17 protein-coding genes and 1 tRNA gene are annotated in these 16,409 nt (G+C 66.4%); 8 read left to right on the top strand and 10 right to left on the bottom strand.

The genetic code is table 11. The annotated features are described in order from the left end of the window. Positions 1–44: 44 nt before the first annotated feature. Positions 45–1,061, bottom strand: a complete 1,017-nt coding sequence (locus tag AC4JJG_RS01825) for a beta-ketoacyl-ACP synthase III (protein ID WP_495399218.1) — start codon at positions 1,059–1,061, stop codon at positions 45–47. A gap of 52 nt (positions 1,062–1,113) precedes the next feature. After that, positions 1,114–1,812 carry a PadR family transcriptional regulator gene (locus AC4JJG_RS01820; protein ID WP_495399219.1) on the bottom strand — a complete coding sequence of 233 codons (699 nt, stop codon included), beginning with the start codon at positions 1,810–1,812 and terminating at the stop codon, positions 1,114–1,116. Positions 1,813–2,101: 289 nt separating this feature from the next. Between AC4JJG_RS01820 and AC4JJG_RS01815 the strand changes: the two genes are divergently transcribed. Then, positions 2,102–3,109, top strand: coding sequence for an ATP-binding cassette domain-containing protein (locus AC4JJG_RS01815; RefSeq protein ID WP_495399220.1), 1,008 nt, complete (start codon positions 2,102–2,104; stop codon positions 3,107–3,109). After that, the gene (locus AC4JJG_RS01810; protein WP_495399221.1) at positions 3,106–3,870 is read left to right on the top strand and encodes an ABC transporter permease; all 765 of its coding nucleotides are present in this window, start codon (positions 3,106–3,108) and stop codon (positions 3,868–3,870) included. The genes AC4JJG_RS01815 and AC4JJG_RS01810 overlap by 4 nt, the downstream gene beginning before the upstream one ends. A gap of 87 nt (positions 3,871–3,957) precedes the next feature. On the opposite strand, the gene AC4JJG_RS01805 is transcribed toward AC4JJG_RS01810, so the two are convergent. From AC4JJG_RS01805 to AC4JJG_RS01795, 3 genes are all read right to left on the bottom strand, one after another. Continuing rightward, on the bottom strand, positions 3,958–5,025 hold the full coding sequence (locus AC4JJG_RS01805) for a beta-ketoacyl-ACP synthase 3 (protein WP_495399222.1): 1,068 nt from the start codon (positions 5,023–5,025) through the stop codon (positions 3,958–3,960). A gap of 84 nt (positions 5,026–5,109) precedes the next feature. Next, complete coding sequence (gene pth / locus AC4JJG_RS01800; protein WP_495399223.1) at positions 5,110–5,676, bottom strand: aminoacyl-tRNA hydrolase; 567 nt, start codon at positions 5,674–5,676, stop codon at positions 5,110–5,112. A gap of 21 nt (positions 5,677–5,697) precedes the next feature. Next, positions 5,698–6,339, bottom strand: a complete 642-nt coding sequence (locus AC4JJG_RS01795; protein WP_495399224.1) for a 50S ribosomal protein L25/general stress protein Ctc — start codon at positions 6,337–6,339, stop codon at positions 5,698–5,700. Positions 6,340–6,677: 338 nt separating this feature from the next. Between AC4JJG_RS01795 and AC4JJG_RS01790 the strand changes: the two genes are divergently transcribed. Next, a complete protein-coding gene (locus tag AC4JJG_RS01790; protein WP_495399225.1) occupies positions 6,678–7,115 on the top strand; it encodes a limonene-1,2-epoxide hydrolase family protein in 438 nt (145 codons plus the stop codon). Between the two features lie 6 nt (positions 7,116–7,121). On the opposite strand, the gene arsC is transcribed toward AC4JJG_RS01790, so the two are convergent. Together arsC and AC4JJG_RS01780 are read right to left on the bottom strand one after the other, a co-directional pair. Continuing rightward, positions 7,122–7,463 carry an arsenate reductase (glutaredoxin) gene (arsC, locus tag AC4JJG_RS01785; protein ID WP_495399226.1) on the bottom strand — a complete coding sequence of 114 codons (342 nt, stop codon included), beginning with the start codon at positions 7,461–7,463 and terminating at the stop codon, positions 7,122–7,124. Positions 7,464–7,473: 10 nt separating this feature from the next. Further along, entirely contained in the window at positions 7,474–8,418 is a 945-nt protein-coding gene (locus AC4JJG_RS01780; RefSeq protein ID WP_495399227.1) for a LysR family transcriptional regulator, read from the bottom strand. Positions 8,419–8,506: 88 nt separating this feature from the next. On the opposite strand from AC4JJG_RS01780, the gene AC4JJG_RS01775 reads away from it, so the two are divergent. After that, entirely contained in the window at positions 8,507–9,487 is a 981-nt protein-coding gene (locus AC4JJG_RS01775; protein ID WP_495399228.1) for an EamA family transporter, read from the top strand. Positions 9,488–9,616: 129 nt separating this feature from the next. Here AC4JJG_RS01775 and AC4JJG_RS01770 read toward each other — a convergent pair whose 3' ends face one another. Next, entirely contained in the window at positions 9,617–10,594 is a 978-nt protein-coding gene (locus tag AC4JJG_RS01770) for a ribose-phosphate diphosphokinase (RefSeq protein ID WP_495399229.1), read from the bottom strand. 40 nt (positions 10,595–10,634) lie between these two features. Further along, positions 10,635–12,149: a bifunctional UDP-N-acetylglucosamine diphosphorylase/glucosamine-1-phosphate N-acetyltransferase GlmU gene (gene glmU, locus AC4JJG_RS01765; protein WP_495399230.1), complete on the bottom strand. Its 1,515-nt coding sequence runs from the start codon at positions 12,147–12,149 to the stop codon at positions 10,635–10,637. Positions 12,150–12,283: 134 nt separating this feature from the next. On the opposite strand from glmU, the gene fabG reads away from it, so the two are divergent. From fabG to AC4JJG_RS01750, 3 genes are all read left to right on the top strand, one after another. Further along, entirely contained in the window at positions 12,284–13,039 is a 756-nt protein-coding gene (gene fabG / locus AC4JJG_RS01760; protein ID WP_495399231.1) for a 3-oxoacyl-ACP reductase FabG, read from the top strand. Positions 13,040–13,133: 94 nt separating this feature from the next. After that, complete coding sequence (locus AC4JJG_RS01755; protein WP_495399232.1) at positions 13,134–13,925, top strand: SDR family NAD(P)-dependent oxidoreductase; 792 nt, start codon at positions 13,134–13,136, stop codon at positions 13,923–13,925. Between the two features lie 58 nt (positions 13,926–13,983). Further along, a tRNA-Gln gene (locus AC4JJG_RS01750) sits at positions 13,984–14,058 on the top strand. A 90-nt stretch (positions 14,059–14,148) separates the two neighbouring features. On the opposite strand, the gene AC4JJG_RS01745 is transcribed toward AC4JJG_RS01750, so the two are convergent. Then, on the bottom strand, positions 14,149–14,580 hold the full coding sequence (locus AC4JJG_RS01745; protein ID WP_495399233.1) for a hypothetical protein: 432 nt from the start codon (positions 14,578–14,580) through the stop codon (positions 14,149–14,151). A 559-nt stretch (positions 14,581–15,139) separates the two neighbouring features. Between AC4JJG_RS01745 and AC4JJG_RS01740 the strand changes: the two genes are divergently transcribed. Continuing rightward, complete coding sequence (locus AC4JJG_RS01740) at positions 15,140–16,342, top strand: cytochrome P450 (protein WP_495399234.1); 1,203 nt, start codon at positions 15,140–15,142, stop codon at positions 16,340–16,342. Positions 16,343–16,409 lie beyond the last annotated feature (67 nt).

The following is a 16,409-nucleotide window of genomic DNA, read 5'->3' as shown; positions in this document are numbered from 1 at the left end:
TCATTCCGATAACCGACGACGCGTCGATGGGAAACGGTGGTGAGCTATTCGAAAGGCACCGGCGGCATCTTGACGACCTGCGACGCATAGCTCAGTCCCGCACCGTATCCCAGCAGCAGGGCGGTGTCGCCGGGCTTGGCGCGACCGGTCGACAGCAGCTCCTCCATGGCGAGCGGAATCGATGCGGCGGACGTGTTTCCGGTGTGCTCAATGTCATTCGCGACGGGCACACCTTCACGAAGATGCAGATTCTTCGCCAGAAGATCGTTGATCCGGGTGTTGGCCTGATGCGGTACGAAAACGTCGAGTTCTTCGGCGCCGATCTTCGCCGCTTCCAACGCCCGTTGTGCGACCTTGCCCATTTCGAATGCGGCCCAGCGGAATACCGCGGTGCCCTCCAGACGCAGATACGGACGCTGAACGCGATCGCCGTCCAGGAAGGTGATCCAGTCGATGTCCTGGCGGATGGCGTCGAACTGCGAGCCGTCGCTGCCCCAGACCACCGGACCGAGTTCCTGCTCCTCGGTCGGGCCGACGACCACGGCGCCCGCGCCGTCGCCGAAGATGAAGGCGTTGGTGCGGTCGGTCTGGTCGAGGGTCACCGACAACTGCTCGGCGCCGATCACCAGTACGTGGGAGGCACTGCCGCCCCGGACCATGTCCGATGCGAGGGCCATGGCGTAGCCGAAGCCGGCGCAGCCGACGGTCACGTCGAAGGCGGGCACGCCGTTGGCGCCGAGTTCGGTGGCGACCGCGGTGGCGCCTGCCGGAGTGAGCAGTAGGTGGGTGTTGGTCGCGAGGATGACCGCGTCGATGTCGGAACCGGAGAGCAGCGCGTTGGCGATGGCCTTGCGTCCGGCGTTGACCGCCATCGACATCACGGTCTCGTCGCGGCGGGCGAACCGGCGCGTCTTGATTCCGGTTCGGGTGTAGATCCATTCGTCGGACGAGTCGATGTGCTCGCAGATCTCGTCGTTGGTGACGACGCGCTCGGGCCGGTAGGCGCCGATGCTCAGCATGCCGATGTTGTTGACACCGGTGGTGTCTGCGATCGTGGCCATGACCAGTCCTCTCGATATGTGACTCGCCATAGACGTTCTCACACGCCGACGGCTACTGGGAAGTAGCTTCCCGATGTCCGGTGCCGCGGTGAGGTTCTCCGCGCCCGGCGGCCGCCTGCTCGATCAGGACGCGATACCGCTCGCGATCGGCGGTCATCTGGTGGCCCGGATCGTCGGCGGGCGGCACCCAGCCGTCGGGCCGCAGCGAGAGGGTGCCCGACCGCAGATCGTCCAGCACCTCCGACAGCCAGCGAAGTTCCGCGCGGGCCTCGGCACCCCACAGCTGCATGCCGCGCACCGCGTGCGGCGGTACGTGCGGGAAGTCGCCGTAGGCGGCGTCCTCGGGGAATTCGGTGACCGCGACGGCGAGCGCGGCCCGGCGTTTCTCGAGAAGTTCGGTCGCGTGTGCCTGGTCGATCAGGGGGAGTAGTCCGAAGGCGGCGTGAAAATCCCGGCGGTCGAAGACGTTCACGGTGGCCACCGCGTCGGTGAGCAGCCGGTCGAATTCGGCGCGACCACTCTCCGTCAGTTCGTACACCGCCACCGTGCGGCTGCTCTCCGCGAGATCGTGCCGTATCGCGAGATCGTCGGCGACGAGGGCGCCGAGCCCGTGATAGATCGAGCCGGGATTGACATTGGCCCACTGGTCGACCTGCCAGGACTGCAGCTCACGGCGGATCTGATAGCCGTTCACCGGCTCGAACAGGGCGACGGCGCCGAGCAGCAACAGGCGGGTGGTACCGGCTCCCATGACCCGAGCGTAGCGGTCGTCCCGGATCGGGTCGATGAGCGTCGCAGGAGAAATCAGGACGCTGATCGTCCGCAATTGGCGAGAAGGTGATCGAGCGATGAGTTGTGCCGGGTTGCCGGATCTGTCCCGTCGCCGGATCTGTCCCGTTGCACCGTCGGAAATTGCTGTTGACGACCGACGGAGACACTGGAACGATCATCAACGGGGAGTATTCAAACTTGAACACGAGTCGGTGTGAGACCGGCCGCGAGACAACTCACCACGCTGCACACGACGAAAGGAAAGAACCGTGATCCACGCACGTGGGCTGGTCCAGACATTCGAGACCGGTCGGGGGAAACAGAAGAAGGAGGTGCGCGCCGTCGACGGCGTGGACCTCGACATCGCCGAAGGTGAGGTCGTCGGCTTTCTCGGGCCGAACGGCGCGGGCAAGACCACCACGCTGCGCATGCTGACGACGCTGCTGCGCCCGACGGCGGGCACCGCGACGGTGAACGGCTACGACGTCGTCCGCGAATCGGTCATGGTGCGGCGCAGCATCGGCTACGTGTCGCAGGCGGGCGGAACCTTCAGTCAGGCGCAGGCCGGCGACGAGGTCGTCGACCACGGCATGCTGTACGGATTGTCGCGGGCGCACGCGGTGGCGCGGGGCAAGGAGTTGTTTACGCAGTTGCAGCTCGACGGGCTGTGGGAGCGCATGCCGAAGAACATGTCCGGTGGCCAGAAGCGGCGCCTCGACATCGCGATGGGGCTCATCCACGATCCGTCGCTGGTCTTCCTCGACGAGCCGACCACGGGCCTCGACCCGCAGGCGCGGGCCAATCTGTGGGAGCACATCCGCAGCCTTCGCGAATCCCAGGGCGCGACAGTCTTTCTCACCACCCACTACCTGGACGAGGCCGACGAACTCTCCGACCGGATCATCATCATCGACAACGGGAAGATCGTCGCGGCCGACACCGCCGACAATCTGAAGGCCCAGGTGTCCGGCGATCTGGTGGCGCTCGAGGTCGCCGACCCGGATCTCGTGGCCACGTCGGCGAGCAGGCTCGGTGCGATCGCCACCGCGGTGGAGACCGACGGCAATCACGTGCGCGGTCGCGTCCAGCGCGCAGGCCGTCAGGTGCCCGGCTTGCTCCGCGATCTCGAGAACTCCGGTGTGACACTGGATTCCATCGAGGTCATCCGTCCCACGCTGGACGATGTGTTCCTGTCTCTGACCGGCCGGTCGCTTCGCGACGCCGAGACCACCACTGCCCCCGATGAGGTGGCCGAACCCGAGGGAGTCCTCCAATGACGTCGTTCCTGCGTGAGAGTTTCATCGTGTTCCGCAGGCAGATTCGGATGAATCTGCGCAACCCGGCATGGGTGCTCATCGGCGTGATGCAGCCCGTGCTCTATCTGCTCCTGTTCGGTCCGCTGCTGAAACCCCTTGTCGCACAATTCCCCGGGGGCGCCGACAACGCCTATGCCTTCCTGGTGCCCGGACTCCTGGTGCAGCTGGGCATCTTCGGGGCGTTCTTCGCGGGCTTCAGCCTGATCGGGGAGTGGCGCGAGGGCGTCATCGAAGCCGAGCGGGTGACCCCGGCGAGCCGTACGGCTCTGCTCACCGGGCGGCTGATGCGCGACGTGCTGCAGTTGTTCGTACAGGCGCTGATTCTCGTGGTGCTCGGACTGCTGATGGGTATGCGCGGCTCGGTGACGGGCATCGTCGTCGGCATCGTGATCACGCTGATCGTCGGCGGGGCCTGTGCGGCCGCGTCGAATGCGCTGGCACTGTCCACCAAGAGCGAGGACGTGATGGCCCCACTCATCAACATGGTGATGATGCCGGTCCTGTTGCTGTCCGGCATCCTGCTGCCGATGACCCTCGGCCCCACCTGGCTGCAGCGGGTCAGCGACTTCATGCCGTTCCGGTGGATCGTCGACGCCGTCCGAGGAAGCTTCGCGGGCGATCTCGCGACCTCGACCCTGGCGTGGGGCCTGCTCGCCTCGATCATCCTCGGCGGGCTCGGACTGTGGTGGGGCACAGCCGTTTTCCGCAAGGAAAACGCCTGACGCTCGCGATCACCTGTTTCATTCCCGCTCACCCGACCGGGTGCGCGGGAACGAAACGGTACAGCGATAGTCGGTTGAGCCCGCCGATCACAGGTCGTCGAAGCTGGTTTCCTTCGGGGTCGGCGGGAGCGTGACGACGGCGCCGGCGTAGCTCAGGCCCGCACCGAAACCCAGGAGCAGAGCGGTCTGGCCGCCCTTGGCCTTGCCGGTGGCGAGCATCTCCTCCATGGCGAGCGGGATCGACGCGGCGGACGTGTTGCCGGTGTTCTCGATGTCGTTGGCCATCGGGATCTCGTCGGCGAGGCCGAGGTTCTTCTTCATCAGTTCATTGATGCGGGCATTGGCCTGATGCGGGACGAAGACCTCGATGTCCTCGATGCCGACGCCGGAGGTCTCCAGCACCGAGCCCAGCGCCTTGGGCAGAGTGATTGCGGCCCAACGGAATACGCGCGGCCCCTCCATGGTCACCACCATGCGGCCGACCGGGTCGGTCTCCGGATCCTTGTGCTGATACTCCTGCGCGCGATCCATGTACTCGGGGATGTCGTAATTCTGGCCGATGGCCGCGGCGTTCTCGCCGTCGCTGCCCCACACGGTGGGGGAGATGCCGTTCTCCTCGCTCGGTCCCACGACGACCGCGCCCGCGCCGTCACCGAAGATGAAGGCGGTGTTGCGGTCGGTCGGCTCCATGACCACCGACATCGTCTCCACGCCGACGACCAGCACGTATTCGGCGGAACCGGACCGGACGGTGTCGGCGGCGATGGCGAGTGCGTACCCGAAACCGCCGCAGCCCGCGGCGACGTCGTAGGCGGGGATGCCGTTGAGGCCGATGTCGTAGGCGACGATGGGGCCGCCGTGCGGGATCTTCGTCTTCCAGCTGTTGGTCGCGAGGATCAGTGCGCCGATCTTCTCCTTGTCGACGCCGGAGTTACGGATGGCGCGTTCGGCGGCCGCGGCCGCCATCGACCGGGCGGTCTCGTCGCCGCTGATCCAGCGACGGTTCCGGATACCGCTGCGTTCGAAGATCCACTCATCGGTGGAATCGAGTACCTCGCACACCTCGTCGTTGCTGACCAGGCGCGTGGGCCGGTAGGCGCCGATGCCCAGCATCGCGACGTTCGGGTGTCCGGTCTTTGCCGCTAGTTGTGCCACCTGCTCGCTCCCAGTGTTCCGCTGAACGTTTTTCGGTCGTTCGATTGTAGGCGCCGACACAGTGTGGATGGTCGGAGCGGCACGTCACCAGGTGTGAACGATGTTCTGCGCCGCGTCGAGGCCCTGGGCGATGAGTTCCTCGGTCGCGTCGGCACCCTGACTGATCAGCAGTTCCACCTCGGCGCGGTCCGACGAGGGGAAGGGTTTCAGCACGAAGTCGGCGGGGTCCTGGCGTCCGGGCGGTCTGCCGATGCCGAGGCGCACCCGCTGATAGTCGCGGGAGCCGATGACCTGGCTGATCGACCGGAGACCGTTGTGGCCGCCCTCGCCGCCGCCCTGTTTGAGGCGGATCTGGCCGAAGTCGATGTCGAGTTCGTCGTGCAGGACGATCAGATCGTCAGGGCCGACGGAGTAGAACTTGGCGAGCGGACCGACCTGCCGGCCGGATTCGTTCATGTAGGTCCGCGGCTTGGCCACGATGACCTGCTGACCGGCGAGGGTGAGCGCAGCCGTGTCGGCGCCCGACTTCTTGTGCACCTTCCACCGCTCGCCGGCCGAGGCGACGAGGCCATCGGCGACCATCGCGCCGATGTTGTGCCTCGTCTTCTCGTATCTCGAACCGGGGTTACCCAGTCCGACAATGAGTTTCATCGAGCTACTACGAGTGGATGATTACTCGGCCTCTTCGGGCTCCGGGGTCTCGCCTGCGGCATCCTCGGCCAGATCCTCTTCGATGGCCTCGTCCTCGGCCTCGAGATCCTCGGCGGTCGGTGCCTCGTTGACGGCGACGATCAGGGTCTCCGGATCGCTGATCAGGGTGACGCCCTCCGGGAGTTTCAGGTCGGAGGCGTGCACCGTGGTGCCTGCCTCGGCCTCCTCGACGCTGACCTCGATCTGCTCCGGGATGGACAGCGCGTCTGCCTCGATCTCGACGGTGCTGGCGTCCTGGACGACCAGGGTGCCGGGGGCGGCCTCGCCCTCGACGACGATGTTGACCTCGACGACGACCTTCTCGCCGCGCTTGATGACGAGGAGGTCGACGTGCTCGATGTAGTTACGGATCGGGTGGACGTCGACCTGCTTGGTCAGCGCGAGCTGGCTGGTGCCGTCGATGTCCAGGTCGATGATCGAGTTGGTGCCGGTGGCGCGAAGGATGGCGGCCAGTTCGAGGGCCGGCAGGGTCAGGTGCTGCGGATCGGTGCCGTGGCCGTACAGCACGGCGGGCACGCCGCCCTCGCGGCGGGTGCGGCGCGCGGCGCCCTTGCCCTTGTCGGTGCGGATGGCGACGGTGAGTTTGGCGGTGTCGTTGGCCATGGTGTTCTCCTCGTTGGGCGGTCCGGTGGGAACCGGATGGTCGGGGCGGTCGCGGTGAACGACGGACAACCCCGAACCCGCTCGTTCTGCGCCGCAGAGGCGCGCACGAGGAGATTCACGGTGGTCGCGCCGATAACGGTGATCGCTCACCCTCGCCGAGACAACGCAGGACAGAGTAGTCGACCGGGGCGCCCGCTGTCACATCGCGGCAGGTCGGACGTCCTCGGTATCGCCCCCGCGCGTCCACAGCGGACACGGCTGAGGGCGCCCGGACGCACCATGCGAGCGGAGGCGCGGAGCGGTGTTCACCGCGGACTGGTGCTGACATACTGGCCACCATGACTTCGCAGACGCCGATCGACATCGTCACCTCCATGCTGGACGCGATGGCCCGCGCGGACCTCGACGCCGCGCTCGACAAGGTGGACGACAACGTCGCCTACACCAATGTGTCGCTGCCGACGGTGCACGGCAAACGCAGGATGGCGAAGATCTTCGGCGGCCTGGACGGCAAGCGGTTCGGCTTCAACTACCGGATGGTGAACGTCTCCGCCGACGGCCCGGTGGTGCTCACCGAACGCATCGACGAACTGCGCATCGGACCGCTGGTACTGCAGTTCTGGGTGTGCGGACGATACGAGGTCGCCGAGGGCCGGATCACCGTGTGGCGCGACTACTTCGACTATTTCGACATGACGAAGTCGCTGCTGCGCGGGATCGCCGCGATCGTGGTGCCCGCGATCCAGCGTCCGCTGCCCGCGCCGTCGACCGTCTGAGGACGATCAGAGGATCTCGTCGAGCTGCTCGATGGGGCGGGTCAGTCGAGTTCCCTTGTCCGTTACCACGAACGGCCGCTCGACGAGGATCGGGTGGGCGACCATCTGGTCGAGGAGTTCGTCGTCGGTCGCCGAGGCCAGGTCGAGTTCCTTGTACAGCGCCTCGCGTTTACGGGCGGCCTGCTGCGGCGTCACTCCCGCGTCGGCGAACATCCGCACGAGCTGATCGCGCGTGTAGCCCTCGTCGACGTACTTCACCACGGTGGGTTCGATGCCCGCCTCGCGGAGACGGTCGAGCGCCTTGCGTGAGGTCGAGCACTTCGGATTGTGATAGATGGTCGCGTCCACGTCGCTCAGATTACCGGCCGCGGCGTGTCGAAGGGCGCAGCCGTGCCTCCGGTTCGGGCAGCGCGATGTTCCGCGCGCCGGCCGCGAGAGCCACCCGGAACGCCTCGATGCCCGGATGGTGCGCACTGCTCGCGCGTGCGGCGGTGTAGAGCAGGCGACTGTGATCGCCCGGCAGGCCGATCAGCCGGACATCACCGATGTGCTCGGCGATGAGAGCCGGGATGATGGCGACGGCGTGCCCGGTGCGTACCAGGTGTGCATGCATGAGCGGGTCGGGTCCGTCGTAGCGCACATGCGGCTCGAAACCGGCTGTGCGGCAGAGAGATCGCACCCACTGGCCGGTTCCGGTCTCGGCCGGATCCAGGGCCCATGGGCGATCGGCCAGATCGGCGAGGGCCGTCGGTGGCCGGGCCCATGGCCCGGATCTCGGCACGGCCAGCAGTAGCGGATCGAGGAGCAGGTCGACGCGGTCCACACCCGGCCGGTGTGGTTCGGGTATGCCGGGGAACTCCTCGCCGAGGATCAGATCATAGGCCGCGGCCGACAGTCCGCTGTAGGCCTCGGCCACCTCGTGCTGGGTGAATTCGACGCTGAGACCGGGGTGCTGCTCGGCCAGCAGATCCAGCACCGTCGGGGCGATGGCGAGCACCACGGTCTGGAATGACGCGACCCGCAGCGTCCCGCGCACCTGCGGTTCGGTGGCCACGAGTTCGATCTCGGCCTGTTCGAGCCGATCGAGGACCGCCTCGGAATGCTCGACCAGAATCAGCGCGCGTTGTGTCAGTCGCACCCGGCGTCCGACATGTTCGAACAGCTGCACGCCGGTCTCGCGTTCGAGCAGGGTGAGTTGCTGGGACACGGCGGATGGGCTGTAGGACAACGCTTCCGCGACCCGCGCCAGAGTGCCCCGGCGATGGAGTTCGACGAGCATCCGCAACCGGGACAGGTTCAGCACGGCCGCTCCCAATAGGTAAGAAAAAGTGATGATCGTACGGCTGAAACATTCACTGGACTGACTGTACGTCGGAATCCACTCTGGATGCATGGGAGGCGAATCGACGAGCGTGGTTCGTGAGGTGCCGGCGCGTGTCCACGAGGGTGGATCGTCGCGTTCGGGTGGTACGGCGGTGGCCGCCTCGATGGTCCTCGGTGCGTGTGTGTCCGTACAGTTCGGCGCCGCGCTCGCGGTGCATCTGTTCCCGGTGGCAGGTCCCTGGGGGACGAGCGCGGTACGCCTGGCGATCGCCGCGATCATCATGGTCGTCGTCATCCGCCCCGCGGTGACCGCGTGGAATCGGAGGCAATGGCGGGCCGTGCTGGCTCTCGGAGTGGTCTTCGGTGGGATGAACGGCATGTTCTACGCGGCGATCGACCGCATCCCGTTGAGTGTCGCGGTGTCCGTCGAGTTCATCGGTCCCCTCGCGTTGGCCGCCGTGCTCTCGCGCAGGCGCGTCGATCTCGTCTGGGTGGCCACCGCGGTCTGCGGTCTCGGCCTGCTCGGTGTCGAAGGTGTGGTCGGCGCGGAAGGTCTTGACCCACTGGGGATTGCGTTCGCCGCGGGAGCCGGTGCCTGCTGGGCGGGCTACATACTGGCGACCGAACGCGTGGGCCGGATGGTGCCCGGCGCGGGTGGTCTGTCCGTCGCGCTGATCGTCGGTGCGGTGGTGCTGCTGCCGATGGGCGCTTCCGGTGCGGCGGCGGTGCTCACCGACGGCCGGGCGCTGGCGCTCGGGCTGGGCACCGCGGTCCTCGCCTCGCTGATCCCGTACTCCCTGGAACTCGGGGCGCTGCGTCGCCTGCCGCGCAACGTCTTCGGGATTCTGCTGAGTCTCGAACCGGCGCTGGCCGGCCTCGCCGGGTGGCTGGTGCTGCACCAGTCGGTGGGGCCGCTGCGGATGGCCGCGATCTGTCTGGTGATCGTCGCGAGTGTCGGAACCACGGTGACCGAGAGCGCCCATCGTCGCCGAATGTCACGGCCGGACGAACAACGAAAGCGCGAACAGGTTGTCGGCCAAGCGGAGTAACCCGTCGGCCGGGTGGCCGGGTGGCGTAGCCGCCGAACCGACTGAAAACGTCCACCTCAGCGTGCTCCGAGGGCATATTGCCCTCGAACACCTCTGAGGTGGACGTTTTCAGCAGGAAAGCAGGAAGAGTCAGGCCACGCCGTTGAAGAGGCTTGTGACCGAACCGTTCTCGAAGACCTCGCGGATGGTCTGGGCCAGCAGCGGGGCGATCGACAGCACGGTCAGGTTCTCGAAACGCTTCTCCGGCGGGATCGGCAGCGTGTCGGTCGCGATGACCTCCTTGGCCCCGCAGTTCGCGAGGCGCTCGGCGGCCGGATCGGAGAACACGCCGTGCGTGGTGGCGATGATGACGTCGCCCGCACCGGCATCCTTGAGGACCTTCACGGCGCCCGCGATGGTGCCGCCGGTGTCGATCATGTCGTCGATCAGCACGCAGGTGCGGCCTTCGACGTCACCGACGACCCGATTCGACTTGACCTGATTGGGCACCAGCGGATCGCGGGTCTTGTGAATGAAGGCCAGGGGAGCGCCGTCGAGCGAATCGGCCCACTTCTCGGCGACGCGCACACGGCCCGAGTCGGGGGAGACGACGGTGATGTTGTCGGTGCCGTAGTTGTCACGGACGTAGTCGGCCAGCTGTCCCTGGGCGTGCATGTGGTCGACCGGGCCGTCGAAGAAGCCCTGGATCTGATCGGTGTGCAGGTCGACGGTGATGATGCGGTCGGCGCCCGCGGTCTTCATCAGGTCGGCGATGAGACGCGCGGAGATGGGCTCGCGGCCGCGGTGCTTCTTGTCCTGGCGGGCGTACGGGTAGAACGGCAGGATCACGCTGATGCGCTTGGCCGAACCACGCTTGAGGGCGTCGATCATGATGAGCGACTCCATGACCCACTGATTCATCGGGAACGGGCAGCTCTGCAGCACGAAGGCGTCCGACCCGCGCACCGACTCCTCGAAGCGGACGAAGATCTCGCCGTTGGCGAAGTCGCGGGCGGTCTGCGGGGTGACCTTGATGCCGAGTTCGTCGGCGACGGCCTGCGCGAGTTCGGGGTGTGCGCGCCCCGAGAACAGCATGAGGTTTTTCTGGTTGTCCGTGGTCCAGGTCATGGAGAACTCTTCTACTCGTGGGGCTGGGTACAGCGTGTATTCAGTTGGGGCGATCGGAGTCGATCGTCGGTGGAGACGGACGGTCCGGGTCGGCGGCTTCGGCGGCACGGGCCGCAGCCGTGTCGGGACGCTTGCGCACCACCCAGTTCTCGATGATGCGTTGGTCGCCTGCCGACACCGCGAGCGCTCCGGGCGGGACATCTTCCCGCAAAACCGTACCCGCTCCGCTGTAGGCGCCGTCGCCGACCTGCACCGGTGCGACGAACATGTTGTCCGAGCCGGTCCGGCAGTGCGACCCGACGACGGTGCGGCTCTTGGTCACGCCGTCGTAGTTCACGAAGACGCTGGACGCCCCGATGTTGGTCTCGTCGCCGATCGTCGCATCTCCCACGTAGGTGAGGTGGGGGACCTTGGTGCCGGAACCGATGGTCGAGTTCTTCGTCTCCACGAAGGTCCCGATCTTGCCGCGCGGGCCCAGTTCGGTGCCGGGCCGCAGATACGCGAACGGGCCGACGCTGGCGTCGGCATTGATCACCGACGAACTGCCGTGGGTCCGGATGACCTGAGCGCCCGCTCCGACGATCACGTCGGTGAGCGTGGTGTCCGGCCCGATCACCGCATCGGTGCCGATGTGGGTGCGTCCGTGCAACTGGGTGCCGGGTTCGATGAGGCTGTCCGGTTCGAGTGTCACGTCGACATCGATCCAGGTGGTCGCCGGATCGACGACGGTGACCCCGGCCAGCTGATGACGCCGGATGATGCGCCGGTTGAGTTCGGCGCCGAGTTCGGCGAGTTGTGCGCGGTCGTTGCAGCCGGCCACCAGGTACGGGTCGTCGACGGTATGGGCGTGCACCGACTTCCCCGCGTCACGGGCGATGGCCACCACATCGGTGAGGTAGAACTCGCCCTGCGCGTTGTGCGTGGTCAACCGGGCCAGCGCGTCGCGGAGGGTGGCCACGTCGAACGCATAGACACCGGCGTTCACCTCAGTGATCGCCTTCTGCTCGTAGGTCGCGTCCTTGTCCTCGACGATCGCGCGCACACCGAGGCCGTCGGCGGTGCGGAGGATGCGCCCGTAGCCGGTGGGGTTCGGTGCCACGAAGGTCGTCAGCGTGACCGCCGCCCCGCCGTTGGCGTGATGCGCGGCGACGACGGCCCGCAGGGTGTCGCCGTCGAGCAGCGGGACGTCGCCCGGCGTCACCAGAACGGTGCCCTCGAAGTCCTCCGGGAGGGCGGCCAGACCGGACCGGACGGCGTCGCCGGTGCCGAGCTGTTCCTTCTGCTCGGCGACGTCGATCTGCTGGCCGATATTGTCCGCGATCTCGTCGACGGCGCCGCGGATCCGCTCGCGCTCATGACCGAGGACCGCGATCACGTGATCGGGGACGACCGCGGCCGCACCGCGCAACGCGTGGCACAGCAGGGAGTGTCCACCGATGGTGTGCAGGATCTTGGGGGTCTTCGACTTCATCCGGGTACCCGCACCGGCCGCCAGGACGATCACTGCGATGGCGGATGAGGACGATCCGGCCGAGGCCGGAGAGGACTTCGTCATGGGATTCGATCGTACGCAGTGGGTGCGCGTGGCCACGCGCTCACCCGCCGTGCGCGCGCCGGCCGTTATGACGTGCCTGATAGAAAACAAGGTGAGAGGCACACCACATACCGACATATCGGAGGAAGCACGGAATGAGCAATCAGAAGGTCGCCATCGTCACCGGAGCCGCACGCGGGATCGGCGCCGCCGTCGCGAAGCGTCTCGCCTCCGACGGTCTGGCCGTCGCGGTCCTCGACCTCGACGCCGACGCGTGCGCGCCCACCGTCCAGGCGATCACCGATGCGGGCGGCAAGGCCATCGCCGTGGGCGCCGACGTCTCCGACGAGGCATCGGTGGGCGCCGCGGTCGAGAAGGTCGTCGAGGAGCTCGGTCCGCCGACCGTCGTCATCAACAACGCGGGCATCATCCGCGACAACATGCTGTTCAAGATGACCGTCGACGACTGGGACGCCGTGATGGGCGTGCACCTGCGCGGCGCGTTCAACGTCACCAAGGCCGCCCAGAAGCACATGGTCGACGCAGGCTGGGGACGCATCGTCAACCTGTCGAGCACCTCGGCGCTCGGCAACCGCGGCCAGGCCAACTACTCCGCTGCGAAGGCCGGCATGCAGGGCTTCACCAAGACCCTCGCCATCGAGCTGGGCAAGTTCGGCGTCACCGCCAACGCCATCGCACCGGGATTCATCGAGACCGAGATGACCCACGCGACCGCGGAGCGCATGGGGGTCCCGTTCGAGGACTTCAAGAAGGCCGCCGCCTCGCAGATCCCGGTGAACCGCATCGGCGTGCCCGAGGACATCGCGAACACCGCGTCGTTCTTCGTCGGCGAGGGTGCGGGCTTCGTGTCCGGTCAGGTCATCTACGTCGCCGGCGGACCGAAGGACTGATCGTCGCTCCCGCTCACCCTTTCCGTCCACGCTCACCCCTGTCGGGTGAGCGATAACGGAATCGGTGAGCGGGATCGTCGTTAGGGTTGGGGATATGACAGCAACAGCGGTGGTCACGGGTGCCGGTCGCGGCATCGGTCTGGCGTTCGCCCGCATGCTCGCGGACGGTGGGTATCGCGTGGTCCTCACCGACGTCGACGGCGAGGCCGCCCAGCGTGCCGCCGCCGAGATCGGCCGTGGCGCAGTCGGACTCGAGCAGGATGTCCGGGACATCGCATCGCATCGCCGGATCGCCGAACAGGCGCAGGAACTCGGCCCACTCGAACGCTGGGTGAACAATGCGGGCATCCTGTTCGCCGGTGACGCCTGGACGCACACCGACGATCAGATCGCGTCGATCCTCGACGTGAACGTCCGGGGCGTGATGGGCGGATCCGCCGCAGCCGTCGCAGCGATGGGCACCCGCGGTGGCGCCATCCTCAACATCGCGTCGATCTCAGCCCTCGCACCGATCCCCGGCCTCGCCCTGTACGCCGCCACCAAAGCTGCCGTCCTGTCCTATACGACGTCCCTGCAGGGCGACCTCGACCACGCGAGGCTGCCCATCCGCGTCCGGGCACTATGTCCCGACGTCGTCGGCACCGCGATGGTCACCGACCGCGCCCACGATCCCGGCGCCGCCATGCTGTTCGCCGGCCCCGATCCGCTGTCCGAGGACGACGTCGCGCGGGCCGGGCTCGAGTTGCTGGACAGCAGGCAGATCTTCCGCGTCATCCCGCGCTGGCGTGGCGCGATGGTCCGCGCCGCCGACGCCGCACCCTCCGTCGGACTCCCGATCCTCGGACTCATGCGCAAGATCGGCGACCGCCGTCAGAGCCGCTCCTAGCGGCGACGGGCCGGATCAGACCGGCCACCGGGCTGTGGCACAATCGGGTCCGCAGTATTCCCCCATGGTGTAATCGGCAACACTTCTGATTTTGGTTCAGGCATTCCAGGTTCGAGTCCTGGTGGGGGAGCCATCACCGCGCCGCTCTAACTCGCAGACTGTGAATCGTCATTATCGAGAACATCTGACTGGTTCCTAGCTCATAGTTTGTTGTCCTGGGGAGTCATGAGAGTGGCAGACGGAACTCTCGTTCGACGCCGAGCGTCCAATATGGATCTGGTGTCCATTCGCCGATCCGTTGCGCTTGCCGACTCGACGCCAACCAGTCTCCGGATTTGCCGCCGACCGCGCGAACAACCTCGGCCGGTTGTCTTGCCTGTGGAGAGAACGACACTGACACTTCCGCGGTCTCGGTCACCCTTTGCTGGCGCTCGACCGGTTCGCCCAGGTTGTAAGCGTCGACTGACTCCTGCGCGTTGTCCTTGCGATTGTCGACCATGACCGCCGAGAATGCCCGGTTTGTCACAGTCACCTCGGTGAAATCGACCGTGAAATAACCAGGGCCCTCCTGTGCGCGCTCGGGGTCGTGGATTGCGCGGTCCAAACCGACGTAGAGTTTGGCGCCGTTGGGGAGGTTCGTCTGTCCGTTAACCACGACATGTCTGCCCACACGCAGCGCAATGGAGAGCGTGAATGGCTCGCTAGGCCTAGGGTTTGCCGTGGTTGAAACCTGCATGGTCGGAGATGGCGACGACCGGTTCGGAGGCGAGAGCGATGGCCCTGAGTTTGTTGTTGCTTCCCTCCCCGAGCATGCGGTTGCCAGAGCGATCGCAGTTGCGCACAATGCGGTAGCCACTCTCTTGGATCGCATCCAATTACTTTACCTTGGTGCCGCTATTTCGTGCGATGACCACGGGCAGCCGCCGAACGGCTTGACATCGGTGCCAATGCGCCCTACATCGGTGTGTTACTTGCAAAGTGAACGCGTGAGGGGGCGGAGCTGGTACTCCAGCTGCGTTAATCCTTTCGGCGGCAACGGATTGGCGCATTCCGGCAATTCCTTGACCGACCTTCGGTGACCTGTGATGCTGGCGAAGGGCTGCGCAATCCGACCGTCCGGTTGCCGGGGCATGTCGGATGGCATGAAATGTCGTGATGCTCAACCTCTTTGCGTTTGATGTCGTCGGTGATGACGCAGGGTGAGGAGCAGCCTGATGAGCGAAGTGTCGGCCAATATGCCATTTACGGGTGTGGATGAGGCGATCTCGACGATGGGGCGGCTCCGCGACGAGGAGTCGTTGCCGAAGGTGCGCCTGCCCAGTGGCGACACCGCGTGGTTCGTCGGAGGATACGAGGAGACGCGAGCCATGTTGGCGGACCGTCGATTCGGGCGTGATCTGTCGGACCCGTCGTGCCCGCGGATGACGAAGGACGGGGATTTCGCCGACAACCCCGGATCGATGGTGTCGCTCGACGGCACCGACCATCTGCGTCGCCGAAAGCCGGTGCAGCAGCACCTGACTCCCAAACGCGTCGAGGGCTACCGGGCCACGATCGAGGGCATCGCCACCGAACTGGTCGACGACATCGTCGCGTCCGGTGATCGCGTCTTCGAGTTCGGCGACCGGTTCTCCTATCCGTTCGCATCCAGGTTCATGTCCCGCTTCCTGGGCATTCCCGACGAGTACCGGGATCTGTTCCGTTCGAAGGGGATGCCGCTGGCGCATGCCGATCAGCACACCGAACAGCAGATCGCCGAGTCGTTCGTGGAGATCAATGCGATCGCCGAGGAGATCATCGCCGGCAAGGATCCGGAGTCGGACGCCGACATGCTGTCGGTATTGCTCGGTGAACAGGAGAAGGGCAACTTCTCGGCCTGGGAAGTCCAGGTGTCGGTGTACGAGTTGATGTTTGCCGGATTTCTCACCACCGGCTCGGTGCTGATCTCCTGCCTGTATCGCCTCCTGTCACGCGACGACATCGACGAGATCTTCGGTCCCGACCCGGATACGCTCCCGGCCTTCATCGACGAGGTGGTCCGGCTGCATCCGCCGACCGACACGGCTTTCCTGCGCGCCGCCACGGAGGACGTATGTATCCGCGGACAGATGATCCGCCGGAACGAGGGGATCGTCGGCGGCCTGGTCTCGGCGAACCGTGATCCGCGCATCTACACCGAGCCGGACGAGATCCGACTGGGACGGTCCGCGGACAAGGGCGTCCCCAAGCACCTCGGCTATGGGCACGGTGCATATCATTGTGTCGGTGCGTCACTGGCGCGCATGCAGCTGGAGATCGCCCTGCGGACCCTGTACGAGGCGATGCCGGGCCTCGCTCTGGCCGATCCGGACGCCGGGGTGGAATGGGATCACAGCCTCTTCGAACGGAGCATCCGTCGTCTCGACGTGTGCCGGTGATCCGACGCCGACGCGGAAGGTGCGGGAGGAAGCGGATTCCGGTCGCCCGAACATAACGGAACCGTCT

It is taken from the genome of Gordonia sp. B8661-1 (assembly GCF_059427765.1).
The sequence above is the reverse complement of the archived record's forward strand: the minus strand, read 5'-3'. Positions and strand labels throughout refer to the sequence as shown.